The sequence below is a fragment of the Streptomyces montanus genome (assembly GCF_005786655.1).
Taxonomy (GTDB): domain Bacteria; phylum Actinomycetota; class Actinomycetes; order Streptomycetales; family Streptomycetaceae; genus Streptomyces; species Streptomyces sporangiiformans.
In genome coordinates this window covers 92,554-117,896 of the sequence record NZ_VBZC01000020.1, presented here as the reverse complement: position 1 = coordinate 117,896, position 25,343 = coordinate 92,554, and the positions used below count along the sequence as shown (strand labels likewise).

Genomic DNA, 25,343 nt, shown 5'->3' with positions numbered 1-25,343 from the left:
CGGCGTGTGGAAGGCCCAGCCTGGGAGCTTGCTCACAGCCCGAACGAGACCCCGCTCACAACCATGCCCCCTGGTTCGCAACCAGGCACCCCCGGGAAACATCTCAAGGGAAACATCTCAAAGGGGCACGAAGACGCATCGCGGTTCGGTGAGCAACGGGGGGTTCGCATGCGTACTCCAGTCATGTGGAGATCAGTCACGGCCGCCGTCGCGGTGCTCGCCGCGGTGAGCGGCTGCACCGTGCAGACGGTCGGCTCGTCCGCCGATCGGGCGGCCCCGATCAGCATCTCGCCGGCCCCGGCCCGGCCCCCGGACGACGCCAAGCCCTCGACACCTTCAACACCCTCGACGCCCGCGAAGTCCTCGGAGCCCTTGAAGTCCTCGCCGTCCTCGCAACCCGCCGAGCCGCCGGCTCCCGTGGTCCTCTGGTCGCGCGGCGACCAGGGCAGGGACGTACGAGAGCTACAGGCCCGGCTGCGTCAGATCGCCTGGCTCTTCGAGGGTCCGACGGGGACGTACGACGCGGCGACGGTCAGCGCGGTCAAGGGCTTCCAGGGCAAGCGGGGGCTGCCGAAGACCGGGACGACGGACTCCGTGACGTGGCAGCGGCTGCTGAGCATGACGCGCGAGCCGGGCAAGTGGGAGCTGTACGCGGCGGGCGGCCAGCCGGCCGCGAAGCCGGACCCGCGCTGTATGACGGGCCGTGTGCTGTGCATCAGCAAGACCAGCCGCACACTGCGCTGGATGATCGACGGCAGGACCGTCTCGACGATGGACGTGCGCTTCGGCTCGCAGTCCACGCCCACCCGGGAAGGCGTGTTCAACGTCTCTTTCAAGTCGCGCCACCACGTGTCGACGATCTACGACTCCCCGATGCCGTACGCGATGTTCTTCAGCGGCGGCCAGGCGGTCCACTACTCGTCGGACTTCGCGGCCACCGGCTACTACGGCGCCTCGCACGGCTGTGTGAACGTGCGGGACGAGGGGAAGATCGCGGCGCTGTTCGCGCAGGTGAGAAGCGGCGACAAGGTCGTCGTCCACTGGTGAGGCGGTCGCCGTCCCCCGGTGAGGGAGAGAGGTAGTGGGCGCGGGCGGGACCGGGGGAACGTGTCCCGCCCGCGCCGATGTGCACTGAGCCATGGGTACGGGGGGAACCCCGGCTCGTGCGACAGCCGATGACCAGTCGGCTCACCTAGTACTGCGTGAGGACGGCTGAAAATGTCACACCCTGCTGGAAGGGCCTTCGCCGCAGGGAGAAACCGCAGGTCGGGAGGGTGACCTGGGCGGGGTCAGCGGCTGCGCGGTGACGTCCGGGGCCGACGACGCGTCGGGAGGGGCGGGGGTGAAGACGGAGGCGGGGGGCCCGGACGTCGGGAGCACGCGGGCGCGGGCGTCGCCGGTGCCGGCGCCCGAGGATATGTGGCCGTTGCCGCCCTCGTCGTCGTTGCCCTTGCTGCCCTTGCTGCCCTTGCTGCCCTTGTCTTTGTTGCCGTTGCCGTTGCCGTTGCCGTTGCCGTTGCCATGGTTGGCGTTGTTGCCGTTGCCATTGCCATTGCCATTGCCGTTCTTCTTGGCCCCTGAGCCGGCGCGACCCTCGGACTGCTTCAGCACGCCCGCGCAGTACTGCCGTACGCGCCCCGCGCCGTGCGCCGCGTCCTCCAGCGCGCGCCGGCGGCCGGAGTCCAGGTCCTTGCCGTCGCGGATGTCGCGGCAGGCCGAGGCCACCCCGTTCCACCACTCCGGGGAGCGCGAGCCGTAGCGGGCGTCGTCCGAGCCGGTCCCCGGTGCCGCGCTCCGGTTGCCGGGCGCCCTGTCGCGCGCCTCGCCCCCATCCTGCGAACCCCGTGAGTCCTTGGAGCGGCCGTCGCCGGGCCGGCCGCCGGTGCCGCCGTCGGGCCGCGCCGAGTCGGGGCCCCACGTCGGATCGGCGGACGGTGAGATCATCGGGGTGATGCCCGCGGACACCGAGGCGGCGGGTTCCGGATCGTCGTCGCCGATCGACAGCACTCCGGTTGTGGCGGCCACCGCCACCCCGCCGATCATCCCGGCGGTCAGTGCGGCGGCGAGCCCGAAACGCACCGGGCGGCCCCAACGGGACGGACCGCGACGGCCCGCCACCGGGCGCCCGAGACGGACGAGGCCGCCGTCGGAGGACGTGGCCGAGTGCGTACGGTCGTGGTGACCGAGGTCCTCCCGCTCGCCGTCCCTGTCGGCGCGCGCCTTGCGGAAGGCGGCCAACGCATTGGCCTCGCCCGGGAGTTCCGCGCTGGTCAGCGGGGGTTCGGCGGCCAGTGCACCCAAGGCGCCCAGCGTCTCGGCGAGTTGGCCGGCCTGGTCACGGGTGTCGGCGTCGGCGAATTCAAGTGGCTCTCCGCGCAGCAGTCGTTCCGCGGTGGCGCGGTCCAACCACTTGTACTGCTCGTCGGCCATCACACATCCTTCTGCGTCCGCGAACGCATATGCGTCACACCTGCGGACGACACCGCACGGGTGCGCGGTTCTCTTTGTGAGGGGACGGCGCCCAGGGCGCCGGTGGATTCCGGATCCGCGTCGAGCAGCTCGGCGAGCCGCTTCAGACCGCGGTGCGCCGCCGTGCGGACGGCTCCCGGGCGCTTGCCCAGCGTCTCGGCCGCGGTCTTCGCGTCGAGACCGACGACCACGCGCAACACGACGGCCTCCGCCTGGTCCTGCGGGAGTTGGGCGATGAGGGAGAGCGTGTCGCCGGTGGCGAGGGACTCCATGGCCTCACCGGCGGTGTCGGACTCGGCGGGCCTGCTGGTGAGTTCGGTCTCGTCGCCGCCGATCGCGGGACGGCGGCCGCGCATCCGTATGTGGTCGAGGGCGCGGTTGCGGGCGATACGGGCGGCCCAGCCGCGGAAGCGGTCGGCGTCTCCGCTGAACCGCTCGAGGTCGCGTGCTATCTGCAGCCAGGCCTCGGACGTGACGTCCTCGGCGTCCGGGTCGCCGACCAGCGTCCGTACGTATCCCAGGAGCCGTGGTTGCACGGCTCGGTACACAGTCCGGAACGCGGTCTCGTCTCCGTCCTGTGCGGCAAGCACCGCGGCGGTCAGCTCCGCGTCGTCCCCCAGCACCGCACTCCCTCTGTGCCTGAACCTGCGCCGCTCTCGCGGACGTGGTTGCTCGCCATCGTGGTCGCTCAATCGATGGTTGCGGACCTGCCCCTTATCCGGCGCGAAAGGCACGTTACGGCTTGAAACAGGGTTGCGTCCATGTCCGTACAACGTGCAGCCAACTCCGTGGGGGGTGGGGTGTGACAGAAAACGCATCCTCGGCGCTGTAGAGAGTACGGGCCGCCGCGCGGCCCGTGCCGCGCGACGGCCGGGGCCTCTCCTGTGGGGGGTGGCGGCCCCGGCCGTTGCCTCGGCCGCCCTCGTGGGGCTCTCCCACGCCGGTCGACACGGCACACGGCGTACACGCCCCAGCCCCCGTCTTCACACATGCGGACCTCACGCATCCGGATGCCGCACATCCGGCACATCCGGTCTTCATGGATCCCACTTCACGCATCCGGCTGAGACACCGGGCATGTCCGCACCGGTTCAGGGAGCCGCGTCCTTGAGGGCTTCTTTACCGGGGGCCTTCGGCGGTTTGGGCGAGTTGTCGGGTTCGACGGTGGGGGCCGGAGCCTCGTTCTCCGTACGACTGTCCGTGCCGCCCGGGTTCTCGGTCGGCTGACCGGTGGCCGGCTGCCCGGTGCTCGGCTGACTGGTGGCCGACTGACCGGTGGCCGACTGACCGGTATGGCCGGCGCAGAACTTCTCGACCTTCTTCTCGCCGCCCGCGGCCTCCACCAGGCGCTTCCAGGCGGTCGCGTCGAGGGCCTCGCCGTTCTTCCCGGCCGCGTCGTACGCGCGACAGTGGGCCTCCACGTCCTTGGCGGACGAGGGGCGGTCGGAAGGGCGACCGGTGACGCCGTCGTGCCGACCGGGCGCGGAGGAGCCGGGTGCGGTGGAACCGGGTGCGCCGGTGGCGCCGGAGTCGTTCGCGGACCGGTCCGGAGCGGTGCTCGACGGCCGTGGCCCGTCACCGCCGTCACCCGAGGTGCCGGCCGTGCCGATCGCGGCGATGGCGACCCCGCCGAGGGCCACACTCGCCAGCAGCCCGACCAGCGTCGCCCGCAGCGAACGCCCGCCCCACCGTTCGGCATGCGGCCGCCAGTCGTCCCGCCGCCGCGTCTGCGCCTCGTGCGTCCCCGCGGCCCGCGCCGCGCGGAAGGCGACCATGGCCTGGTTCTCGGCGTCCGGGTCGAGGGCGTCGGCGCACATGGCGGCGGCGAGGAAGGATTCGAGGGCGGAGGCGTCCCGCCGACCGGCCGCCGAGGCGCCGTCGGACTTCGACCAGCCGTTCACGGGCCGCGCGGCCCGGCGGTCGAAGGAGCCGCCGTCGCCGTGTCGTTCACCCATGTCCGAATCCATCCTTGCCCAAGCATCGCTCGCTGTTCATCCCGACTCCCCCAGCGTCCTGGGGCCCTCTTCCGTCACACCTTCGGCACCGAGCTGTCGGGCCAGGCGCTTCAGGCCCCGGTACGCGGCGGTACGTACCGCACCGGGGCGTTTGCCCAGAACACGTGCGGTCGCGGGGCCGTCCAGACCGACCACGACACGCAGCAGCACGGCCTCGGCCTGGTCGCGCGGCAACTGGGCGATCAGGCCGAGGGCGTACTCCGTGGAGATGGAATCCACGGCCTGGTCATGCGTGTTGTACGCGCCCGGGAGTTCCAGGACGTCCTGCTCCAGCACCGATGCCCGGGGCCGGACCTTCTGCCGTCGCAGGTAGTCGAGCGCACGGTTGCGGGCGATGGTCGCGGTCCAGCCGCGAAACCCCGCCCCGTCCCCGCGGAACCGCCCCAGGTCCCGGGCGATCTCCAGCCACGCGTCCGATGCCACGTCCTCGGCCTCGTCGCCGACCAGCCCGCGCAGATAGCCGAGGAGTCCGGGCTGCACGAGCCGGTACGCGACCGCGAAGGCAGCCTCGTCCCCCTCCTGCGCCCGGGCGACGGCCACCCCCAGTTCCCCGTCAGCCGCCTGTCCGCGGCGGGGTTGCCCTGCCTGGCCCAACACTGTCCTCGTTCGCACCGAGTTCGTACTGATTTCGCGCCACCCACCACAGATCACCGTGGCCGCGCGCCCCCATGGTCATCAGCGCCGACCATCGTGGATTTGTCACACCTGGTCAGCCGCACCTGGCAGAGCGTCCTGCAGGGCCACTCGCGGCCGTGCCCGCCCGTGCAGTTGGAGATAGAAGGTCCTGAGGGACTCCCGCTCCCCCGACTCGAATCGTTTCACCACCTTCCCCAGCGGATTCCACACCCGCCCGTCCGGCATCCGTACGCCCACGGGCTGGCCGAACAACTCCCGCTGGGCGTCGTCGAATTCAAGCCAGGCAGCGCCGGCTCTCCGCACCAGAACCTCACCGGTGTAGACCCCCAGCCCGAACAGCACCTGCCCCACTTCCGCGCGCCCCCGGCCGCTCTTGCGCAGCCCGTCGATGATGAAGTCGACCACGCGCAGGCTGTCGACGGAGTAGTCCAACGGCAGCCGCCTGCGCGCCGTGGCGCCTCGTACGAACTCCGCCGCCTGACGTCTCATCAGCAGATCGGTCCGCTCCGCTGCCCTTTCCCTCACTTCGCCCCCTTGTGTGTGATCACACCCGGTCCGCACATCCAGAACCGGCCCACCACACCAAGCGAAACAACGGCCACAAACATCACACCGAGTGCGGCGCGCACCAGTGACCGGGCGGACAAGCCGCAGGTAGCTGAGGGGACTTCGGTCGTCCACCGGGTGAACAGAAGGTTCAGAAGTGATGTACCCCACATCTCTCGCTAGTGATGTTTAGCCCGAGATGTGCGCTGAATAAGGGGCCACCCCTGAAACGGGTGGGTTTTTTATGAGGCTTTCCTAGGGGTGGGGAATTTGAGTCGCCGGACGACCCATGCGTACAAGCCGCTGAGTCTGAAGCGGAGAGCGTGGCTGACCATAGGCGCGGTGGTACTCGGCGGGGCGGGGGCGGTGACGTATGCCATGGCGGACCCGAGTTCGGGTCCGGCCGCGGACGTCGCGCGCGGCAAGCGGCCGGTGAAGGTGCACGACCTCGCGATGAAGAGCGACGGTACGGGCAGGCGGGAGGTGGCCCGGACCGGCACCGACGCGTTCTCGCTGCTCGGCGTCTCGTGGACCGGGTCGGCCACACCGCTCGACGGCACGGCGCAGGTGCGGACGCGCAGCAGCGAGACCGGGAAGTGGAGCGGCTGGCAGAGCCTGGACCTCGAAGCGCACCCGGTCGACAAGGCCGAGCCGGACGCGAAGGAGGCGCGCGGCGCGTCCGATCCGCTGTGGGTGGGGCCGAGCAACGGCGTGGAGGCGCGTGTCGTCGCCGCCGACGGTTCCGCGAGTGCCGGTCTGCCCAAGGGGCTCGAACTCAACCTCGTCGACCCGGGCGTGACCTCGGCCGAGGCGAAGAACAAGGGCCTCGCGACCGGCACCGGCAGTGGCACCGCCAGCGGTACGGGCATGGAGAACGCCGCCTTCGTCGCCGAGGACCCGACCGGCTCCCCCTCGCCGAGCGAGGACGCGGCGTCCCCCTCGCCGGGCGAAGACGTGGCAGCGTCCCCCTCCCCGTCGGGCTCCGAGACCACGGAGCCCCCGGCCGGCGACACGCTCAGCCCGTCCCCCACCGGGAGCGCGGCGGAGTCCGCCTCGCCGGAACCGGACCCGGTTCCCAGCCCGCCGCCGTCCACCGTGACGCAGCCGCCCATCATCTCCCGTGCCGCGTGGGGCGCCGACGAGTCGACGGTGGACGATCCGCCGGAGTACATCGAGAAGGTCAGCGCGGTCTTCGTGCACCACACGGTCGGCACGAACGACTACAGCTGCGCGGAGTCCCCGTCGCTGGTGCGCGGCATCATGGCGTACCACATCCAGGTCGAGAAGTGGAACGACCTCGGCTACAACTTCCTGGTCGACAAGTGCGGCCGGATCTTCGAGGGCCGTGCCGGCGGCATCGACCTGCCGGTGCGCGGCGCCCACACCTACGGCTTCAACGGCGACTCGACGGGTATCGCCGTCCTCGGTGACTTCGAGGGTGCCGCCGCCACCTCCACCACCCCGGCGAAGCCCGCGGGCAAGCCGACGCGCGCCGCCCTGGAGTCCGTGGCGCGGGTCGCCGCGTGGAAGCTGGGCCAGTACGGGGGCGACCCGAGCGGCCAGGTCACGCTGACCGCCGCCGCCGACACGGGCGTCTGGAAGTCGGGCCAGCAAGCCACGCTGAACACGATCTCCGGTCACCGCGACGGCTTCGCCACCGCGTGCCCCGGCAAGAACCTGTACGCGAAGCTGGGGGAGATCCGCCGGTTCGCCGCCGGCGCCGGCAAGAACGCCGCGATCCCGACGGCCGACTTCAACCGTGACGGCATCAACGACTTCGCCGCCGGTGTGCCCCAGGCGTCGAGCAGCGTCGGCAACGTCGTCATCGTGCCGGGCGGCCTGAACGGCCCGGTCTCCGCGAGCAAGCTGAAGCTCACGCAGTCCAGCGCCGGCGTCCCCGGCATCTCCGAGAAGGGCGACAGCTGGGGCGCGGCCACGGCCTGGGGCGACATCAACGGCGACGGCTACGCGGACCTCGCGATCGGCGCCCCCGGCGAGGACGACGCCTCCCATGTGGACCGGGGCGCGGTGACCATCCTGTACGGCCCGAAGTTCGACACCGGCGCGGACACCATGGCGCTCGGCGACGACTACAACATGAACAGCGCGAAGTTCGGCGCGACGGTCGCGGTCGGCGACTTCAACGCCGACGGCAAGGCGGACGTCTTCACCGCGGCCACCGGCACCGGAGGCAATTGGGCGGCCCGCTTCGACGACGGCCACGAGGTCGCGGGCGATCTCACCACCGCCTCCGGCTCCCTCGCGTACGCGGACGCCGCGACCGGTGACTTCAACCGGGACGGCTACGCGGACGTGGCTCTCAACTACCGCGACCAGTCCGGTGTCGGCAAGGTCACCTGGTTCAAGGGCTCCAAGGCGCTGGGCCTGTCGAAGGTGTCCACGCTGTCCGTGAAGGGCGGCCGCTCCATCGCGGCGGGCGACGTGAACGGCAACGGTTACGACGACATCGTCATCGGCCAGCCGTACACGTCGGAGTCGGGTGCCGAGGCGGGCGGCCAGGTCACGATGGTTCCGGGCACGTCCACGGGCTTCACGACCACCGGCATGACGACGATCCACCAGGGCACCACCGGCGTGGAGGGCGCGGCCGAGTCCGGCGACGCCCTCGGCACCTCGGTCTCCGTGGGCGACTTCAACGCCGACGGCTACGCGGACGTCCTGACCGGCGCGCCCAACGAGGACATCACACGCAGCGGCACCAACCGGTCCAACGCGGGCGCGGTGTGGCTCTTCAAGGGCACCTCGTCCGGTCTCACCGGCAGCGGCTCCCTCTCCTACTCCCAGGACACGACCGGCATCCCCGGATCCACGGAGAAGGACGACAAGCTGGGCTCGGCCGTCTCGCTGACGGACCTCTCGGGCCGGGGCTTCGCCCATCTGCTCCTGGGCACCGAGGGCGAGGACGCGGGCAACGGCACGCTGCTGTACCTGCCGAGCGCCGACTCGGGCGTCGTGCTCTCCAAGGCGGCGTACTTCGGAATCGCCCAGCTCGGTACGCCGACGGGGGCCCGTCTGGGTCAGGTGCTCACGCCGTAGGTGTGACACCTGGATACCCCGCTACGCTGGAGAGGGCGTGGGCACTTTTCGGCCATGGCTGAATGAGCCCGCCCCCCTGGGACTCTCCCGCCGCGCCGCTCCGACTCCCCCCTGGACCGGCGCGGCGGGAGAGACCGAACCACCGATCTCGCTAAGCGCAGGCGTCCCTGCACAGCAGCCGCAGCGAGCCATCGCCCGCGTAGCAGCGGCGGGCCTCGTCGATCGGATCCCACAACCGTCCGTCAGGCGTACGGATCCAGTGGTCGCCGCCGCTCGCCCACCACTCGGCGCCCGTCTGGCGCGCGATCACCTCGCCCGCGTACGCGCCGAGGCCACGCAGTACGGATTCCACGGCGTCGTACGGCGTTTCCTCCCGGCGTATCCCCTCGATCATCCGGTCGACGCGCCACAGACTCGGCGCCGAGTAGTCGAGCCGCAGTCGCGCTCCTTCCCGCATGGTCGAGACCGCGTCCGCCGCCCATCGAAGGGGCTTCGCCGCAGCTGGGGGCCTGGTTACCTGCTGTGCACTCACATTCGAAAGAGCGTCACCCGAACGCGATTCGTCACGCGAGAACGGCGTGTGCGCAGGACCGGTGCGGGACCGACGCACAGGCCTCGCAAGGTGCACGCAGGACAGTCACAAGAGCGGGAGAGGGCCGGTTCTCAGACCCGCCCACGGGCCCGCCGCGAAACCACCGCGCGCAGCACCCGCCGCCCCTCCGTCGAGAGCACCAGGGCCTGGCGCAGGGTGCCCGAGCCGCGGCCCGACAACACCTCCAATATGGCGATCTGGCGGCGCAGTTCGGCGGAGACGAGGGGTGACATGCCCTGTGTACGGCCTTCCCGGCGGACCGTGACCGAGGACTCGCCGTCGTCCGTGGCATCGAGCAGCCGGTGGACCTGCAGCGCGGCGACCGAGCAGGCGTCGGCCCACTCACGCAGGTTCGAGGCGGAACGCTCCACGGGCACGGCGCCCAGCATGCGGTGTGCGAGCGCGGCGGCCTCCCCCTCGGCGGACCCCCCGCCCTCCGGAGCCTGTGGGGCACCGAGCTTCATCCGCGCCTGCTCCACGCATGTGCCCCACTCGGATACCTCCGCGTCCTCCGCGAGGCTCGCCCACACCGGCCGCAGGATCTCGTCGTCGTCACCGCCCAGCAAGGGCACGCACCGGTCCAGGCACCCCAGACCGCTGGCCGCCAGACCGCGTTCGTCGGCCTGAGCGATCAGTTCCACCAGGCTCATCACGCCTCCCTACGGCGGGGCGCCTCTGGTTACGGAGCCCGCACTTCCCCTTACTGCGTGCACCGTGGCCGGAATGTCACAGCGCGAAATGGCCGCATTTCACATGGGCACCACGCCGAGCCGGTCCAGGAACCGGAAGAAGAGCATCTCGGCGGAAGGGTCCGCCTCCGCGGTGAACACGTCGTGCAGCGGTTCCTCGGGGACGGTACGGCCCGACTCGGCGGCCCAGGCGACCGCCCGCTCCGTGGCGTCGCCCGGCTCCAGGAAGTAGTCGTCGACGGTCAGCCCGTCCTCGCTCCCGCCGAGGTATCCGGCCATCGCGTCCCGCGCCAGACAGGTCGTCCACGCCCCGCTCTCCGGCGCGGCCGCCTCGACGACCACACAGTCACTGTCCATGACGTACCCGAAGAGCGCGGGCGCGCCCGTCTCCTCGGCCAGGCGGTTCATGTTCCCGACGTCACCGCCGCCGTCCTCGCTCGGGTACTCCCACACCTGCCAGCCGTCGGCCGCCCGCTCGCACAGCGTCATGCCCTTCGCCTGCGACAGCGCGTCCAGCTCCGTGAGCGGCACGTCGCTCCTGCCGACGACGTAATACCCCCAATAGCCCATTCCGTTCCCCCCGGGTGTCTCGGTGCCACTCCGGCCGAATACACCACAGTCGTACGGCAGTTCGCCACCGAAATGGTCAACCGGCGCCGACCGGTCCGGAACGGCCGCGGGCCACGGAACGCCCGGCCCGCGGTCAGCCGAGCTCGCCCGCCAGCTCCTGGAACTGCTGCCAGGACAGCGCCGGCTCGCGCGGGTCCCACAGCTTCTGGGTCAGAGCCCGCAGCGGCATACGGATCCCGGCCGCCACCTGGTCCTGGGTCTGGGAGCCCGCGAGGTCGCACCAGACGGCGAAGGAGCCGCCGAGGATCTGGCCGTCGTACTTCGCGGGCACCGGTGTCGTGCCGCGGACGACGAGAGGGGTCCACTGTTCGTAGATGCGCTGCCCGGTCGGGTAGACGAACTGGTTGGGCTGGCCGAGGACGTAGTAGAGGTACTCGTCGTTGTAGTTGATCAGCTTGCGACCCGACTGGAGGTACTCCACCGGCTGGCGGGCCCCGATCTCCTTGCCCGTCCAGTACGCGACCTGGAGGTCGGCGGCGGCCTGGACGGCACCCCCGCGGAAGAACCCGTCGTTCCAGGCCCTCATCGTGCGGTCGTGCCGGCGCATCACATCGGCGCGGTTGTTGAGCCAGCCCGTCGCCAGGTCGGCGACCGTGGCACCGGGCCCGTACGCGTCCCGCGCGGCGGCGGCCAGCTGCGGGTACGACGCCTCGGGGTTCGACACCACCAGCGCCTGGTACTCGTCGGCGCCGAGATGCCAGTACCGGCCCGGGAAGAGGGCCGCGTACTCGTTCAGCAGGTCGTCCACGATGTCCGCGGCCGCGGGCTTGGAGATGTCGACCGCCCCGCGCGTGGGGACACCGCTCGCGTTGCGCAGCTGGAGGTCCGGGTGCGCGGCGATCACCGCGCCGAGGTGGCCGGGTGAGTCGATCTCGGGCACGACGCTGATGTGGCGGCTCGCGGCGAGGTCGACGATGCGGCGCACCTCCGCCTTCGTCAGGTGCTGCTGCGACACGACCTCGGGATGCGAGTCCGACTCGATGCGGAAGCCCTGGTCGTCGGAGAAGTGCAGACCGAGCTGGTTGTACTTGAGATCCCCCAGCTCACGGATCCGGTCCTCGATCCATCCGGCCGTGAAGTGCTTGCGCGCGACGTCCAGCATGAACCCGCGCTGCGGCTTCGCGGGCCGGTCGCGTACGACACCCTCGGGCGCCGTGCCGTCCGCGCGCACCGTCTGCTTCAGGGTGCGCGTTCCGTAGAAGACACCCGCCTCGGCCGGGCCGCTGATCCGCACCCGCCCGTCCCGCACCGCCATCGTGTACGACTCCGCGCCGGAGCCCCCGCCGGCGAGGGCCAGCTGTACGTCCCCGGCGCGCGCGCCGCCCGCCCCGGCGTAGGTCATCCCCAGCTCCCCGGCGAGCAGCCGCCCCTCGTCGGCGAGATCCTTGTCGTTCACGACCACCCGGCCGCCGTCGTCAGGCTTCCAGCCGGGTCCGCGAGCGGCGGTGTGCTCGCGCACGGCCGGGATCGTTCGAGGCGCCTTCGACAGGGGGTACGTACGACTGGGCGTCGGTGTGGGCGAAGTCGCGGACGTCCCGTCCGCGGGCCGCTCGGGGGCTGCCGTGCCTGTCTCCCCGGCGTTCGGCCAGAGGGCCACGGTCACGGCGACGGCACCCGCCGCGGTCACCGCCGACCCGATCAGCAGAGGCCTCCGGCTCGTCGTAGCCCAGCGCCTACGCCCGTTCACCACAGATCACCCATCCATACGCGCCGTTCCTGATTCCAGCAAAACCCGTCCCGGCGAACCTAAGCCCCGCCGTCACCGCCCCCGTCCACCGGGCAGTGCCGAAACTCTCCCGCGTGGGTGAAATTCGGGCATCCGTCAGACAGGTTTCGTCAAGCCTCGATAGCGTGAACGTCACATCTCGCACTTGTCCCACTTGCTCACCTGCCGAATCAGCGTTGCCTCCGCAAGGGCCGGCACCGAACCGTCTAGGAACCCACGCTGCCTGCGTACCGTCCTTCTCGCATCTCCGGCCCGGCCGTCGGCCACGTCGTCGGCCAAGACGTCGGCCCGGCCGCCGGCCAGGTCGTCGCCCTGCCGGAGCAGACCCGCCCCACGCCGTCTCCCGCAGGCCTGGAGCGGTTCAACGCCGTGCCCGCCGACGAGGCCCAGCAGGCCCTGCTCGCCTGCTGCGGCAGCTCCCGCTGGGCCCGCCGCGTCGCCGACCACCGCCCCTACCCGGACCTGGACGCGCTGCTCGCCGCGGCCGACGAGGCGGCGTACGACCTGGCGCCCGGCGACCTCGCCGAGGCGCTGTCCCGCGAGTCGCTCACCCCGCTCCCCGACGGCGCGTACTCCGCGGCACACACCGCGCTGAGCGCCGCGCACGCCGCGTACGAGAGCCGCTTCGGACATGTCTTCGTGATCTGCCTGGACGACTTCACTCCAGAGGAGGCCCTCGACCAGGTGCTCGCCGGCATCCGCTCCCGGCTGGCCAACGACCGCGAGGAGGAACGTCTCCTCTCGGCCGAGGAACTCAGGCGCCTCGCACGTGGCCGGATCTCCCGCCTCGTACGGGCGTACTCCGAGGTCGAGAAGTGGGGAGAACGTCCGGAATCCATGCACAATTCGGATTCGGGACCCCCTGATAGTCCGTACGCGTCTGTTTGATTGCCTGTTTGATCACACCGAAGGGGCCGCTGTAAGCGTTCCGACAAGTCGTCGCTACGATGGCCAGGGCCGGTGGACCGTACCCGGCCGGGCCCGACCGACACAGAAGCCGGCGCGGCCCCAATCCCCGCTCCCGGAGGGTTCTTCCGTGCCGGCTGGAACGCTGTACCGCGGCCGGGAAGGAATGTGGTCCTGGGTGGCTCATCGAGTCACCGGCGTCCTCATCTTCTTCTTCCTGTTCGTACACGTGCTGGACACCGCTCTTGTCCGTGTCTCACCCGAGGACTACGACAGGGTCGTAGCCACCTACAAGACGCCGATCGTCGCGCTGCTGGAGTACGGCCTCGTCGCCGCCATCCTCTTCCACGCGCTCAACGGCCTGCGTGTGATCGCCGTCGACTTCTGGTCGAAGGGCCCGCGCTACCAGAAGCAGATGCTCTGGACGGTCGTCGGCATCTGGGTCGTGCTGATGGCAGGGGCCCTGTACCCGGTCCTCGGCCACGCCGCTCGTGAAGTCTTCGGAGGCTGAGGCAGATGTCCACCACTGAGAAGGCCGCCGACTCCGGCATCGGTCCCGTCGAGGGCGCGGGCGCGCTGTCGTACAGCGTCGACAACCCGGCGCCGGTCATCGATCCCCCGCGCAAGCGCACCAAGAAGACGCCGAAGTCGACCCGCGGCAATTTCGAGATGGCCGCATGGCTCTTCATGCGTCTGTCCGGCATCGTCCTGGTCGTCCTGGTCATCGGCCACCTGCTCATTCAGCTCGTCCTCGACGGCGGCGTCTCCAAGATCGGCTTCGCGTTCGTCGCGGGCCGCTGGGCCTCGCCGTTCTGGCAGACCTGGGACCTGCTGATGCTGTGGCTGGCGATGCTGCACGGCGCCAACGGCCTGCGTACGGTCATCAACGACTACGCGGAGCGGCCGAACACACGGCTGTGGCTCAAGGGCCTGCTCTACACCGCCACGGTGTTCACCGTCCTGCTGGGCACGCTGGTGATCTTCACCTTCGACCCGAACATCCGCTAGATCCGGGGCCACGAGAATCATGAAGATCCACAAGTACGACACAGTCATCGTCGGCGCGGGTGGCGCCGGCATGCGCGCCGCCATCGAGGCGACGAAGCGCAGCCGGACCGCCGTACTGACGAAGCTCTACCCGACCCGCTCCCACACGGGCGCCGCGCAGGGCGGTATGGCCGCAGCGCTGGCCAACGTGGAGGAGGACAACTGGGAGTGGCACACCTTCGACACGGTCAAGGGCGGTGACTACCTGGTCGACCAGGACGCCGCCGAGATCCTGGCGAAGGAGGCCATCGACTCGGTCCTCGACCTGGAGAAGATGGGCCTGCCGTTCAACCGGACGCCCAACGGGACGATCGACCAGCGCCGCTTCGGCGGTCACAGCCGCAACCACGGCGAGGCCCCGGTCCGCCGGTCCTGCTACGCGGCCGACCGCACCGGCCACATGATCCTCCAGACGCTGTACCAGAACTGCGTCAAAGAGGGCGTGGAGTTCTTCAACGAGTTCTACGTCCTCGACCAGCTGATCACCGAGGTCGACGGCGTCAAGCACTCGGCCGGCGTGGTCGCGTACGAGCTGGCGACCGGCGAGATCCACGTCTTCCAGGCGAAGGCCGTGATCTACGCGTCCGGCGGCTGCGGCAAGTTCTTCAAGGTGACGTCCAACGCGCACACGCTGACGGGCGACGGCCAGGCGGCCGTCTACCGCCGGGGGCTGCCGCTGGAGGACATGGAGTTCTTCCAGTTCCACCCGACCGGCATCTGGCGCATGGGCATCCTGCTGACGGAGGGCGCCCGCGGTGAGGGCGGCATCCTCCGCAACAAGGACGGCGAGCGCTTCATGGAGAAGTACGCGCCGGTGATGAAGGACCTCGCGTCGCGTGACGTCGTATCGCGGTCCATTTACACCGAGATCCGCGAAGGCCGGGGTTGTGGGCCGGAGGGCGACCACGTCTTCCTGGACCTGACCCACCTCCCGCCGGAGCAGCTGGACGCCAAGCTGCCGGACATCACCGAGTTCGCCCGTACGTACCTCGGTATCGAGCCGTACACGGACCCGATCCCGATCCAGCCCACCGCGCACTACGCCATGGGCGGCATCCCGACGAACGTCGAGGGTGAGGTGCTGCTGGACAACACGACGGTGGTGCCGGGCCTGTACGCGGCCGGCGAGGTCGCGTGCGTGTCGGTGCACGGCGCGAACCGGCTGGGCACCAACTCGCTGCTCGACATCAACGTCTTCGGCCGTCGCGCCGGTATCGCGGCGGCGGAGTACTCCGCGAAGAAGGCCGCGCACGTCGAGCTGCCCGAGAACCCGGCCTCGCTGGTCGTCGAGCAGATCGAGCGGATGCGGGACTCGACGGGCACCGAGTCGGTCTCCGTGCTGCGCAGGGAGCTTCAGGAGACCATGGACGCGAACGTCATGGTGTTCCGTACGGAGCAGACGATCAAGACGGCGGTCGAGAAGATCGCCGAGCTGCGCGAGCGCTACAAGAACGTCTCGGTCCAGGACAAGGGCAAGCGGTTCAACACCGACCTGCTGGAGGCCGTCGAGCTGGGCAACCTGCTCGACCTCGCCGAGGTCATGGCCGTCTCCGCGCTGGCCCGCAAGGAGTCGCGCGGCGGTCACTACCGCGAGGACTATCCGAACCGCGACGACGTCAACTTCATGCGCCACACCATGGCGTACCGCGAGGTCGGCGACGACGGCACCGAGTCCATCCGTCTCGACTACAAGCCGGTCGTCCAGACCCGCTACCAGCCGATGGAGCGTAAGTACTGATGGCAACCCCGACGTTGGACAAGGTCGAGGACGCGAAGCCCGCCGAGGCCCCCTCGCCGTACATCACGGTCGTCTTCCGGATCCGCCGGTTCAACCCGGAGATCTCGGCGGAGGCGAGCTGGGAAGACTTCCCGGTGGAGATCGACCCGAAGGAGCGTGTCCTCGACGCTCTGCACAAGATCAAGTGGGACGTGGACGGAACCCTGACGTTCCGCCGCTCCTGCGCGCACGGCATCTGCGGCTCGGACGCCATGCGGATCAACGGCAGGAACCGCCTCGCCTGCAAGACGCTGATCAAGGACATCAACCCTGAGAAGCCCATCACGGTCGAGCCCATAAAGGGCCTCACGGTCCTGAAGGACCTGGTCGTGGACATGGAGCCGTTCTTCCAGGCGTACCGCGACGTGATGCCCTTCCTCATCACGAAGGACACCAACGAGCCGACGCGCGAGCGTCTGCAGACCGCCGAGGACCGCGAGCGCTTCGACGACACGACGAAGTGCATCCTCTGCGCCGCCTGCACGTCGTCCTGCCCGGTGTTCTGGAACGACGGCCAGTACTTCGGTCCGGCCGCGATCGTGAACGCCCACCGCTTCATCTTCGACAGCCGTGACGAGGCGGGCGAACAGCGCCTGGAGATCCTCAACGACAAGGACGGCGTGTGGCGCTGCCGCACGACGTTCAACTGCACGGACGCCTGCCCGCGCGGTATCGAGGTCACCAAGGCGATCCAGGAAGTGAAGAGGGCGCTGATCACGCGCCGCTACTGACGCCAGGCCCCGCGCCCCGTTTAGGGGCGCGGGGCTGTGACATATGCGGCTCCGCCGCGTGGGCGCGACCAGCCACAACGGACCCGCAGCCTGGACACGACCCGGATCCGGGGGTCTGGGGGCGCAGCCCCCAGTTTCGGGAAGGGGCGGGGTTGGGGAAAGGAAAACCCGCCAGGCCCAGCGCGGCGCGGGCGACTCAATCGCGCGGGAGAAGGGGGCCCAGCGGCCCCAGGTCGATGTTCAGGTCGTCCTCGGTGAGACCGAAGTGCTCGCGCAGTTCGGCCATGTTCTCCTCCAGCGCCATCAGCGTCCGTCCGACCTCCTCGATCTGCTCGTCGCTGACGTCGCCCTGGTCGATCCGGCGCAGCGCCTGCCGCTCCATCAGCTGGCGGAGCAGCTCGACGATGGTCAGCACCAAGCCGGCCAGACTCCGCCGCGCCGATTCCTTGTCCAGCTCCAGCCGCCGCGGGAGGTGGCTTCCGTCGTCGCGGCGATCGCGGTCGTCAGGTGATCGGCCGGTCGTCATCCTCGCTGCCCTCCACACGTACCGAAGCGATCAGTGCCCGCAGTGAGATGCGCACCAGGTCGAGGTCCGCGATGGACAGGGTGATCTCTCCGGTGATCACGACACCCCCGGCCAGCACCCGGTCGAGCAGGTCGACCAGAGCCACCTCCCGCGGCTCGACCGCCCGTGTCACCGCACCTCGCTCCCCGGGCTCCCCGGGCTCCCCGGCTCGTGCTCCGATTCCGGCAGCGCGGTGAAGGAATACGGGGGCCACGGCCCGCTGAGTTCGAGGCTGGTCCCGGTGAGGCGCCGCTTGAGGTCGGAGACCCGTGCCAGGAAGTCCGCCGTGTGCTCGTCCGCCACGAGGTAGGAGTTGTTGAGGATCATCCAGCCCTCGTACGCGGCCAGCCCGGCGTCCTGCGGTGGGTGCTCGGCGCTCTCCACGGCGACCTCCGACAGGGCGGCGTGGATCTCCTCGGCCTGCCGGGTGACCCGCAGATGCGCGGTCTCCTTCTCCTTCCGCTGGGCGCGCCGACGCAGGAGATACGCGGTGCCTGGCTTGTCGCCGCCGCCCTCGGCGGGCTCCTCGGACGGGTCCGGCAGGAAGGCCTTCGGGTCGGCGAACGCCTTGACGCCCCACTCCGTCCGCCCCGCCACCCGCTCCAGCGCCGCGGCGAGATCCGTCTCCCGGTCCGCGAGCATGTCGCGCACGCCGTCGTCGTCGTGGAAGAGGGTGCCGAAGCGCAGCGGAATGACCGGGCCGTGGCGGGACGCCTCACCGATGACCTGGTGGTGGGACCGGGCCGACCGTTCCAGCCAGCGCAGGTCCTGCAGATGCTCGTGCATCGCGTCGTCGTCGAAGTCCTTCAGCGGTACGGAGCCGACGACGGCGGCGAGGCCCTCGACCTCGCCCGTGCCGCCCGTGCCCTCGATGACGCGTACCGGCTCGCCCGCGACGCCCGTGCGGCCCTTCAGCGGACCGGTGCCCCCCGCGGTCGCTGCGGAGGCCACCGCGTACAGCCAGGTGACGAGCTGCTCGGTCACGTCTCCTCCTCGGGCTCCTCTTCGGGCTCCTCCGCCAACTCCTCTTCCGGCTCTTCGCCCAACTCCTCGTCCTCGTACTCCTCGCTCTCCGGTTCCTCCTCCAGCTCCTCGCCGCGCCGTGCTTCGTCGCGGTCACGCTCCAGCTCGGCGATCTGCCGCCGCAGGCGCTCGTTCTCGTCCACGGCGTCCCTGGCCTTGGACGAGAGGCTCGGGTCGTGCTCCCACCAGTCGATGCCCATCTCACGAGCCCGGTCCACAGAAGCGACCAGCAGCCGGATCTTGATCGTCAGCAGTTCGATGTCCAGCAGATTGATCTGGATGTCACCGACGATGACGATGCCCTTGTCGAGAATGCGGTCCAGGATGTCGGCCAGGCTCGACGGTGCGGTGCCGACGGCGGGCTCGCGCCCGCCGCTCTCGCGGCGGCTCGGGACAGTCCGGTCGGAGCTCTGGCTCATTCGCCCTCCTCGGCCCGGCCTCGGGAGTAGCGCTGGGACCGGCGGCATGAGACGAGGTCGCCCTGGTCGTCGAGCTGGACGCGGTACTCGGCGAGGATGTCGGTGGATTCCGGGATCCGGTGCGTCTCCACCACCTCGATACCGACGAGCCAGCCGTCCTCGCGGCGCTCCAGCGAGGTCACGACCTCCGGGTCCTTACCGGTGAGCAGTTGCACATGGTGCGCGGCACTCCTGGCGACCTCGCGGGCGTCGGCCTTGGGGCTGCGCGCCGGACGGCGGCGCGGCTCCTCACGCTTCTGGTGGTCCTTGCGGTGTTCGCGGGAGTGCTCCGCGCGGCGGGGTTCACGGGAGCGCTCCTCATGGTCTTCGCGCGAGCTCTCCTCACGGCCCTCACGGCCTTCACGGGACTTCTTCTCACGCACTTCAGGCGAGCGCTCGGCGCGGGAACGCTGCCGGCGGTGGTCGCGCTCCTCCCGTTCCTCGCGGGGCACGCCTCACACCTCCACGCCCCCGGCGGTTTGCCCGCCGTTGAGCAGTCGACTGACCAGTGCGCTCTCCCGCTGGTCCGCCTCCTCCTCGCTGATTTCTCCGGACTCCCGCGCCGACGCGACCTCATCCAGGCGCTGCTGGATCACCGCGGGGTCCGCCAGCTCCCGCATCGCCTGCTTCTCGATCTGCTCGGCGATCCACATGATGCCCCGGACAGGGGCCAGGGGCAGGGTGACCACCCCGGTGAACAGCCCCATGGCTAGCCGCCTCCCTCGCCGGCAGTCGCTGCGGCCTCCTTGTCGGCGCTCAGCGCGTCGCTCACGAAGTCGTACGGGGCCATCGGTCCGAGCAGACGCAGCTCGACCCGCTCCCGCCACTGCTCGGCGAGCTCCTCAACGGCTTCCTCGAACGCCTCTCGCTGCCCGTGCTCCATCAAGAAGGAGGCGGTGACCAGCCCCTCGGCGGCTGCCGGCTCCGCCGAGATCATGGCGTGCGCCAACGGTTCCAGCCGCCGTTCCACCTCCTGGAAGTCCGTCTGCCGCTTGGCCTCGATGGCGTTCACGATCAGCTCTCCCAACCGGACCCGCTGCTCGTATCCGGCCGGTTCCGGAACGTCGGCCAGCTCCTCACGCAGTCGCCGGACCTCCTCGTGCTCCTCCAGCACCTCGCGCAGCACCGCGTCCTGCACGTACTGCGCCCTGAGCGTGAACTGCGCCTTGTTCTCAAGCCGTTCGAGAGCCAGGGAGAAGTCCTCACGGCCCTCGGTCAGCAACTCCTCGACCACCGAGTCGGTGTCCCGCAGCACCGTTCCGAAGCGGAACGGCAGCACGGGGGACTCCGCGGCGGCCATGGCGTCCAGCACCTGGGCGTGGGAGCGAAGATCCTCGGGGGTGCCGATCGCCTTGCCGGTGGGCACCTCGCTCACCAGGGCGGCGAGACCGCCGTGGCGTACGAATCCCACCCGGGCCTCCGGGTTGCCCACGGGGCGCAGGTCTTCGATCACCGCGTCGTCCGTACGGTCGTCCGGCACGACTCCGTACACGTAGCAGGCGGTCACGTCCTCGGCCGTCATCAGTCGCGCTCCCTACTCTTCTTCCTGCGCCGGGGCGCCTCTTCCTCCTCCTCGGCCGCCTCCTCCTCGTACTCGTCCTCTTCCTCGCCCTGCAACAGGTCGCTGACCGTGTCCTTGACGCCTTCCAGAGCGCCGCGGGTCTTCCTGCGTCCGCCGCCTTCCTGCATCTGGTTCATCAGGTCGGGCAGCCCCTTGGTCTCGGTGCCGGACCGGGCGATGTCGAGGCGGTTCGCGGCTTCGGCGAAGCGCAGATACGTGTCCACACTGGCGATGACGACTCGGGCGTCGACCGTCAGCAGTTCGATCCCGACGAGGGACACGCGAACGTAGGCGTCGACCACCAGGCCCTTGTCCAGGATCACACCGACCACGTCGGCGAGACTGCTGGCGTTGGGCCGGCTCAGGGCACCACCGCCCTGCTGGCTTGCTACGGTCACGGCACGTCATCCCTTCTCGGACGGAAGGTCGTCAGCGACGGGCACGCCGCTTCGGCCTCTCCTTCTCATCGGGCTCCTCTTCGTGCTCGGCATCTGCCTCGTCGTCCTCGTACTCCTCCTCCGGCTCTTCGTCCTCTTCGTCCTCTTCGTCTTCCTCTTCTTCCTCTTCTTCCTCTTCAGCGCGTGCCTCTTCCTCTTCCTCGTCCTCAGCCCGCGGCTCCTCTTCCTCTTCGCCCTCGGCCCGCGGTTCTTCTTCCTCTTCCTCCTCGCTGACGACCTCCCCCTCGTGGATCGTGCCGCGCCAGCCTTCGATCTCCTCTTCCGGGTGCGGGCTCAGCAGTACCTCGGACATGACGTGGCGGCGGTAGTGCTTCAGCTCGAGCCGCGCCCGGCGGCCCGGGGCCCGCCAGAGGTTTCCGGTGTGCTCGAAGAAACCCTGCGGGTGGTACTGGAGGACCAGCAGAATCCTGGTGAGGTCGGGCGTCACCTCATGGAAGGTGACCGCGCCGTCCACATGGCCCTTCTCCGCCTCCGACCGCCAGACGATCCGCTTGTCGGGCACCTGTTCGATGATCTCGGAGTGCCATTTACGGCTGGAGAAGAAGATCTTCGCCGTCCACTCCAGTTCCGTGTCGGTCTCCTGCTCGACGTCCTCGACCCTCTTCATGAAGTCGGGGAAGTCCTCGAACCGGGTCCACTGGTCGTAGGCGAGGGAGAGGGGGACGCCCACATCGATCTGCTCGACGATGTTGGTGACCTTGAGCTCCTTGCTCTTGGTGCCGCCCTTGCCACCTCCGAGGCCGGGAACGGCGTCCTTCAGCTTTTCCTTCACCTGTTCCTTCACCGTGCCCTTGGCCTTCTCAGTGACCCGTTGCAGACCCGCCCTGACCACGGGCTTCACCGGCAACTTGAGCCCGAGTCCGCCGCCCTGCCCGCCGGAGGCCACCGACTTCAGAGCCCTCTCCCCCAGCGCGAGGAGGATGTCCTGCATGTCCTTGACCAGCCGTTCGGTGGGCAGCTCCTTGGTGAGCGTGCCGATCCCGCCCTTACCCTGGCCGTTCGTTTCCTCTGCCATGCCCCATCACCCTCGGCTCCGCCGCGCAGACCCTCCGGCAGCCGTCTTCTTCCTCGCCGCGGCCGGACGGTCACTCGACTTCTTCTGCGGGGCTGTGCGCGAGCGCGCCGCCTTCCGGGCCTCCGCCCGGGGCTTCTTCGTGCGACCCTCGCCCTCCTCGTCCCGCGCCTTGTCCCCCTGCGCCTTCTCCCCCTGCGCCTTGTCCCGCTCCGCCTTGCCCTTCTCCGGGGCCGCCTTCTGGCTCGCCTTCTCGTCCGGCTCTTCCTCCGCCTTCTGCTCGCCGTCTGCGCCCGGTACCGCGCGCAGCGACGTGGCTCGGGCCTCCAGCCGGTCACTCAGCGCGTCGATACGCTGGCTGGCCGCCGATACGGCCGCCGTTCGTCCCGCGGACACCAGCTGGCTGCGGACTTCATGGGTGATCTTGCCGAGCTCGGAGGACTTCACCTGCCCCAGCCCCGCCGGGGCCTGCCCCGACACGAGCCGCTTTCCTGCCGCCACACCAGCGAGGGTCAACGCCAACCGCATCCTGTGGTTGCGCCCCATGAGGTACCCGCTGGCGAAGGCCAGTCCCACCTGGCCATTCATGGTCACTCCTCCTCCCGAACGAGAGCGAGTGCATTGTCCGGATATATCACCAACTATCCGTGTTTCCCTCATGGCGCCTGCTCACACGCGCGAACCTCCACGAACCCGCTCCGCTGAGGCCAAGGGCATGCCGGCACCACGATCAGGTGAACCAGCCGGTACGGGACTCCCGGGACGCACCCGGCCTACGATGATGCTCTCGACACCAGCCCACAGGAGGCACGTGATGTCTGCAGCAGCTGTTGAGCAGCCCTCCGACAACCGGCCGCTCACGGACCTGGCCGACGAGATCATGGAGAGTCGTCCGGGCTACCGCGTCGAGATCATCGGAGGCCAGATCCTCGTGACTCCATCCCCGGACGCCCCCCACGCTCGGGCCTTGGACCGGCTGAGGAATCCCTTCGCCGAGGCCGGCCTCACCGGGGGCGAGACCGAGGTCCTCCAGAACGTCAGCATCTGGCTCCCGGACGGCCCCGAGGATTACGCGACCCCCGACCTGTCCGTGGTCGACGCCGACATCGACGAGCACTACGTCGAGAACAACTGCTACGACCCCGTGGCCTTCCGGCTCGTCCTGGAAGTCACCTCCAGCAACTGGAAGACAGACCTACAGAGCAAGGTCACCGCATACGCCAACGCCAACGTCCCGGTGTACGTGGTCATCGACCGCAGGCACCAGCGCGTCCACGTCCTCACGAGCCCGACGCAGGATGAGTACGCCAACCACCGAGTTCACGCCCCCGGCGAGCTCGTCACCCTCCCCGACTCGATCGGCGCCAAGGTCACGCTCGACGTGGCGGAGATCCTCGCCGCCGGACAGCCGAAACGGGACTGAGCCGAACTCCGAATTCCCCTACACAGAGGCGCAGTTGGCGGAGAACTCCTGAAACTGACGGGGCTGTTGTTACAAACTGACCCCCATGGCACTCCTGAGAAAAGCCGCCGCCACACTGTCTGCCGCAACGGCAGCGGCGGCGCTGCTCGCGATACCCCCCACGGCCACGGCGAACCCGGCCCCCGCCTCCCCGTCGCGCAACACGCTCGTACGGGAGAACTTCGACCGCCTCCCCCTCGGCCCGGTCACCGAAGGCCGCGGCTGGACCACCGACACGTCCAACGGCACGCTGTCCGTCGCCCCCAGCACCACCGGTCACGGCCGCGAACTCCGCATCCGCACCGAAGGCAACGGCCACGCCTTCCTCGAATTCCCCGACCTCGCCCCGCCCGGCAACAGCTTCTGGGCCCGTCTGCGCCTGCGCGTGGCCGACTTCCCCACCGCCCCCGACTGGGCGCACTGGACCCTCGCGGAGGCGTCCGGCTCCGACTCCCCCACGCTGGTCCGTCCCCTGGGCGGCCAGTACGCCCCCACCGACAACGGCAACTTCTGGGGCGTCGGCTCCGACCTGGGCCCCACCGGCGACTGGACCTCCTGGCAGACGTCCGCCCCGGCCACCGCCGGAAAGTGGCAGTGCGTCGAGTTCCACCTGGACGCCACCGACAACCGCGTCACCGTCTACCGGGACGGCGTCGAGCAGCCCGACCTGACGGTCTCCACCAAGCACCACGGCGGCACGGCGGACGACTTCGTCTTCCCCACCTTCGACAAGCTCAAGCTGGGCTGGCAGCTCTACCAGTCCGACCCGACCCCGTCGTCGTACGACATCCGCATGGACGACATCGCCCTGAGTACCCGCCGCGTGGGCGGCTGTTCGTCATAGCCGAGGCGGCGTTCAGCTACCGGCCCGGGCGGCGATCGACAGCCGACAGGTCGATCTCGATGTCGAAGGGCGTCGCGACCTTGAGGCGGTCGTGGAAGATGCCGGTGAGGCCGTACGACTTGGTGGCGGGGTCGAGTTCGTAGACGTAGACCACGGGGAGCCCCTTGTCCTCGTCCTGCTCGACCCGCCAGAAGTGCGGGACGCCCGCCGCCGCGTACTTGCGGGGCTTGACCTCGCGGTCGCGCTCGCGGGAGTCGGCGGAGACGACTTCGACGGCGAGGACGATGTCCTCCGGCTTGTACCAGGTCTGCCCGGGTCCGGTGTTCGCCTCCAGTGGGAAGACAAGGACGTCCGGCTCCGGCCGGTTCTTCGCGTCCAGTTTGACGGTCATTTCCCGTATGACGTCGAGATGCTCCGGGGCCTGCTCAAGAAGGACGTTGTCCAGCAGGCGCATCGTGCGCGAGTGGAATCGAGTCTGCGGACTCCTGAAGACGAGGCTCCCGTCGATCAGCTCCGTGTGGGGCGGGAGGCCCGGAATCCGGTCCAGGTCGTCCGCAGTCCAGCCCTCGGTGGTTTTTCCCATGGGACGGAGTCTCACCTGTGGGTTCAGCGTACCCAGCGCAGATGACAGAGGCCTCACCCCAACGAGCGATCAGGCTTACTTGAACATGTTCAAAAACAGGGCTACATTCTTTGCCAGCAGCGTTTTTGAACGCGTTCAAGAGAGGGTGGGGACATGGACCTCACGGTCGTCGCGTACGTCATCTATCTGGTCGTCAGCATCGCTCTGACCATCTGGGTGGCCCGTACGCTCAGCCACAACGGGCGGATCTTTCTCGCCGATGTGCTGCACGGGAACGAGAAGCTGGCGGATGCCGTCAACCACCTGCTCGTGGTGGGCTTCTACCTGGTCAACCTCGGCTTCGTCGCGCTCTACCTGAGCGGGGACGACGAGATCGCCAACGCCCGCGGGGTGTTCGAGGCCCTGTCGACGAAGCTCGGCGTCGTGCTGCTGGTGCTGGGCGTGCTGCACCTGGGCAACGTGTACGTGCTCAACAAGATCCGGCGGCGGGGCGTCATGGAGCGCGAGCAGCGGCCGCCCGTGCCGCCGCAGGACTGGGTCGCCCCGGCGGCCGGGG

At 69.7% G+C, this 25,343-nt stretch carries 30 protein-coding genes; 10 read left to right on the top strand and 20 right to left on the bottom strand.

The window, feature by feature from the left end; all coding sequences use genetic code 11:
* Positions 1–183 precede the first annotated feature (183 nt).
* Positions 184–1,047, top strand: coding sequence for a L,D-transpeptidase family protein (locus tag FE633_RS19830; protein WP_246113723.1), 864 nt, complete (start codon positions 184–186; stop codon positions 1,045–1,047).
* 174 nt (positions 1,048–1,221) lie between these two features.
* On the opposite strand, the gene FE633_RS19825 is transcribed toward FE633_RS19830, so the two are convergent.
* From FE633_RS19825 to FE633_RS19805, 5 genes are all read right to left on the bottom strand, one after another.
* Entirely contained in the window at positions 1,222–2,430 is a 1,209-nt protein-coding gene (locus FE633_RS19825) for a hypothetical protein (RefSeq protein ID WP_138046510.1), read from the bottom strand.
* On the bottom strand, positions 2,430–3,092 hold the full coding sequence (locus tag FE633_RS19820) for an RNA polymerase sigma factor (RefSeq protein WP_138046509.1): 663 nt from the start codon (positions 3,090–3,092) through the stop codon (positions 2,430–2,432). Before FE633_RS19820 ends, FE633_RS19825 begins: the two co-directional genes overlap by 1 nt.
* Before the next feature lie 468 nt (positions 3,093–3,560).
* Entirely contained in the window at positions 3,561–4,424 is an 864-nt protein-coding gene (locus tag FE633_RS19815; protein WP_138046508.1) for a hypothetical protein, read from the bottom strand.
* 36 nt (positions 4,425–4,460) lie between these two features.
* Positions 4,461–5,078 (bottom strand): RNA polymerase sigma factor, encoded by a 618-nt coding sequence (locus FE633_RS19810; protein ID WP_138046507.1) that lies wholly within the window; start codon positions 5,076–5,078, stop codon positions 4,461–4,463.
* Positions 5,079–5,183: 105 nt separating this feature from the next.
* The gene (locus FE633_RS19805) at positions 5,184–5,609 is read right to left on the bottom strand and encodes a hypothetical protein (protein ID WP_138046549.1); all 426 of its coding nucleotides are present in this window, start codon (positions 5,607–5,609) and stop codon (positions 5,184–5,186) included.
* Positions 5,610–5,927: 318 nt separating this feature from the next.
* Between FE633_RS19805 and FE633_RS19800 the strand changes: the two genes are divergently transcribed.
* Entirely contained in the window at positions 5,928–8,723 is a 2,796-nt protein-coding gene (locus FE633_RS19800; RefSeq protein WP_246113722.1) for an FG-GAP-like repeat-containing protein, read from the top strand.
* 151 nt (positions 8,724–8,874) lie between these two features.
* Here the strand turns inward: FE633_RS19800 and FE633_RS19795 are convergent, their stop codons facing one another.
* The 4 genes from FE633_RS19795 to FE633_RS19780 all read right to left on the bottom strand — a co-directional run bounded on the left by FE633_RS19795 (position 8,875) and on the right by FE633_RS19780 (position 12,261).
* A complete protein-coding gene (locus FE633_RS19795) occupies positions 8,875–9,255 on the bottom strand; it encodes a hypothetical protein (RefSeq protein ID WP_138046505.1) in 381 nt (126 codons plus the stop codon).
* 131 nt (positions 9,256–9,386) lie between these two features.
* A complete protein-coding gene (locus tag FE633_RS19790; protein ID WP_138046504.1) occupies positions 9,387–9,965 on the bottom strand; it encodes a hypothetical protein in 579 nt (192 codons plus the stop codon).
* A gap of 99 nt (positions 9,966–10,064) precedes the next feature.
* Positions 10,065–10,574 (bottom strand): hypothetical protein, encoded by a 510-nt coding sequence (locus FE633_RS19785; RefSeq protein ID WP_138046503.1) that lies wholly within the window; start codon positions 10,572–10,574, stop codon positions 10,065–10,067.
* A 133-nt stretch (positions 10,575–10,707) separates the two neighbouring features.
* On the bottom strand, positions 10,708–12,261 hold the full coding sequence (locus FE633_RS19780; RefSeq protein WP_425473194.1) for a beta-N-acetylhexosaminidase: 1,554 nt from the start codon (positions 12,259–12,261) through the stop codon (positions 10,708–10,710).
* Between the two features lie 411 nt (positions 12,262–12,672).
* On the opposite strand from FE633_RS19780, the gene FE633_RS19775 reads away from it, so the two are divergent.
* From FE633_RS19775 to FE633_RS19755, 5 genes are all read left to right on the top strand, one after another.
* Entirely contained in the window at positions 12,673–13,248 is a 576-nt protein-coding gene (locus FE633_RS19775) for a 2-oxo-4-hydroxy-4-carboxy-5-ureidoimidazoline decarboxylase (RefSeq protein WP_138046502.1), read from the top strand.
* A 148-nt stretch (positions 13,249–13,396) separates the two neighbouring features.
* Positions 13,397–13,777, top strand: coding sequence for a succinate dehydrogenase, cytochrome b556 subunit (gene sdhC / locus FE633_RS19770; protein ID WP_138046501.1), 381 nt, complete (start codon positions 13,397–13,399; stop codon positions 13,775–13,777).
* Positions 13,778–13,782: 5 nt separating this feature from the next.
* Entirely contained in the window at positions 13,783–14,274 is a 492-nt protein-coding gene (locus FE633_RS19765) for a succinate dehydrogenase hydrophobic membrane anchor subunit (protein WP_138046500.1), read from the top strand.
* A 19-nt stretch (positions 14,275–14,293) separates the two neighbouring features.
* A complete protein-coding gene (gene sdhA / locus FE633_RS19760) occupies positions 14,294–16,051 on the top strand; it encodes a succinate dehydrogenase flavoprotein subunit (RefSeq protein WP_138046499.1) in 1,758 nt (585 codons plus the stop codon).
* Positions 16,051–16,821, top strand: coding sequence for a succinate dehydrogenase iron-sulfur subunit (locus tag FE633_RS19755; protein ID WP_138046498.1), 771 nt, complete (start codon positions 16,051–16,053; stop codon positions 16,819–16,821). The genes sdhA and FE633_RS19755 overlap by 1 nt, the downstream gene beginning before the upstream one ends.
* 196 nt (positions 16,822–17,017) lie before the next feature.
* On the opposite strand, the gene FE633_RS19750 is transcribed toward FE633_RS19755, so the two are convergent.
* Genes FE633_RS19750 through FE633_RS19705 form a run of 10 tightly spaced genes read right to left on the bottom strand, consistent with a single transcriptional unit; the run spans position 17,018 to position 22,486 of the window.
* Entirely contained in the window at positions 17,018–17,347 is a 330-nt protein-coding gene (locus FE633_RS19750) for a gas vesicle protein K (RefSeq protein ID WP_119105271.1), read from the bottom strand.
* Positions 17,325–17,519 carry a gas vesicle protein gene (locus FE633_RS19745; protein ID WP_119105272.1) on the bottom strand — a complete coding sequence of 65 codons (195 nt, stop codon included), beginning with the start codon at positions 17,517–17,519 and terminating at the stop codon, positions 17,325–17,327. The genes FE633_RS19750 and FE633_RS19745 overlap by 23 nt, the downstream gene beginning before the upstream one ends.
* The gene (locus FE633_RS19740; protein ID WP_138046497.1) at positions 17,516–18,370 is read right to left on the bottom strand and encodes a GvpL/GvpF family gas vesicle protein; all 855 of its coding nucleotides are present in this window, start codon (positions 18,368–18,370) and stop codon (positions 17,516–17,518) included. The genes FE633_RS19745 and FE633_RS19740 overlap by 4 nt, the downstream gene beginning before the upstream one ends.
* Positions 18,367–18,828 (bottom strand): gas vesicle protein, encoded by a 462-nt coding sequence (locus FE633_RS19735; RefSeq protein WP_138046496.1) that lies wholly within the window; start codon positions 18,826–18,828, stop codon positions 18,367–18,369. Before FE633_RS19735 ends, FE633_RS19740 begins: the two co-directional genes overlap by 4 nt.
* Complete coding sequence (gvpO, locus tag FE633_RS19730) at positions 18,825–19,319, bottom strand: gas vesicle protein GvpO (protein WP_138046495.1); 495 nt, start codon at positions 19,317–19,319, stop codon at positions 18,825–18,827. The genes FE633_RS19735 and gvpO overlap by 4 nt, the downstream gene beginning before the upstream one ends.
* A 3-nt stretch (positions 19,320–19,322) precedes the next feature.
* Positions 19,323–19,574 carry a gas vesicle protein GvpG gene (locus tag FE633_RS19725; protein ID WP_138046494.1) on the bottom strand — a complete coding sequence of 84 codons (252 nt, stop codon included), beginning with the start codon at positions 19,572–19,574 and terminating at the stop codon, positions 19,323–19,325.
* Positions 19,575–19,576: 2 nt separating this feature from the next.
* Positions 19,577–20,389 carry a GvpL/GvpF family gas vesicle protein gene (locus tag FE633_RS19720; RefSeq protein WP_138046493.1) on the bottom strand — a complete coding sequence of 271 codons (813 nt, stop codon included), beginning with the start codon at positions 20,387–20,389 and terminating at the stop codon, positions 19,577–19,579.
* Positions 20,389–20,826 (bottom strand): gas vesicle protein GvpJ, encoded by a 438-nt coding sequence (gvpJ, locus tag FE633_RS19715; RefSeq protein ID WP_138046492.1) that lies wholly within the window; start codon positions 20,824–20,826, stop codon positions 20,389–20,391. Before gvpJ ends, FE633_RS19720 begins: the two co-directional genes overlap by 1 nt.
* 31 nt (positions 20,827–20,857) lie before the next feature.
* Positions 20,858–21,901: an SRPBCC family protein gene (locus tag FE633_RS19710; protein ID WP_138046491.1), complete on the bottom strand. Its 1,044-nt coding sequence runs from the start codon at positions 21,899–21,901 to the stop codon at positions 20,858–20,860.
* A 6-nt stretch (positions 21,902–21,907) separates the two neighbouring features.
* The gene (locus FE633_RS19705) at positions 21,908–22,486 is read right to left on the bottom strand and encodes a hypothetical protein (RefSeq protein ID WP_138046490.1); all 579 of its coding nucleotides are present in this window, start codon (positions 22,484–22,486) and stop codon (positions 21,908–21,910) included.
* Between the two features lie 226 nt (positions 22,487–22,712).
* On the opposite strand from FE633_RS19705, the gene FE633_RS19700 reads away from it, so the two are divergent.
* Together FE633_RS19700 and FE633_RS19695 are read left to right on the top strand one after the other, a co-directional pair.
* Positions 22,713–23,321 carry a Uma2 family endonuclease gene (locus tag FE633_RS19700; protein WP_138046489.1) on the top strand — a complete coding sequence of 203 codons (609 nt, stop codon included), beginning with the start codon at positions 22,713–22,715 and terminating at the stop codon, positions 23,319–23,321.
* Between the two features lie 85 nt (positions 23,322–23,406).
* A complete protein-coding gene (locus FE633_RS19695) occupies positions 23,407–24,204 on the top strand; it encodes a LamG domain-containing protein (RefSeq protein ID WP_138046488.1) in 798 nt (265 codons plus the stop codon).
* A 16-nt stretch (positions 24,205–24,220) separates the two neighbouring features.
* On the opposite strand, the gene FE633_RS19690 is transcribed toward FE633_RS19695, so the two are convergent.
* Entirely contained in the window at positions 24,221–24,787 is a 567-nt protein-coding gene (locus FE633_RS19690; RefSeq protein ID WP_138046487.1) for a Uma2 family endonuclease, read from the bottom strand.
* A gap of 153 nt (positions 24,788–24,940) precedes the next feature.
* Here FE633_RS19690 and FE633_RS19685 point away from each other — a divergent pair.
* The coding region (locus FE633_RS19685; protein WP_246113721.1) for a hypothetical protein at positions 24,941–25,343 on the top strand (403 nt) is incomplete at its 3' end.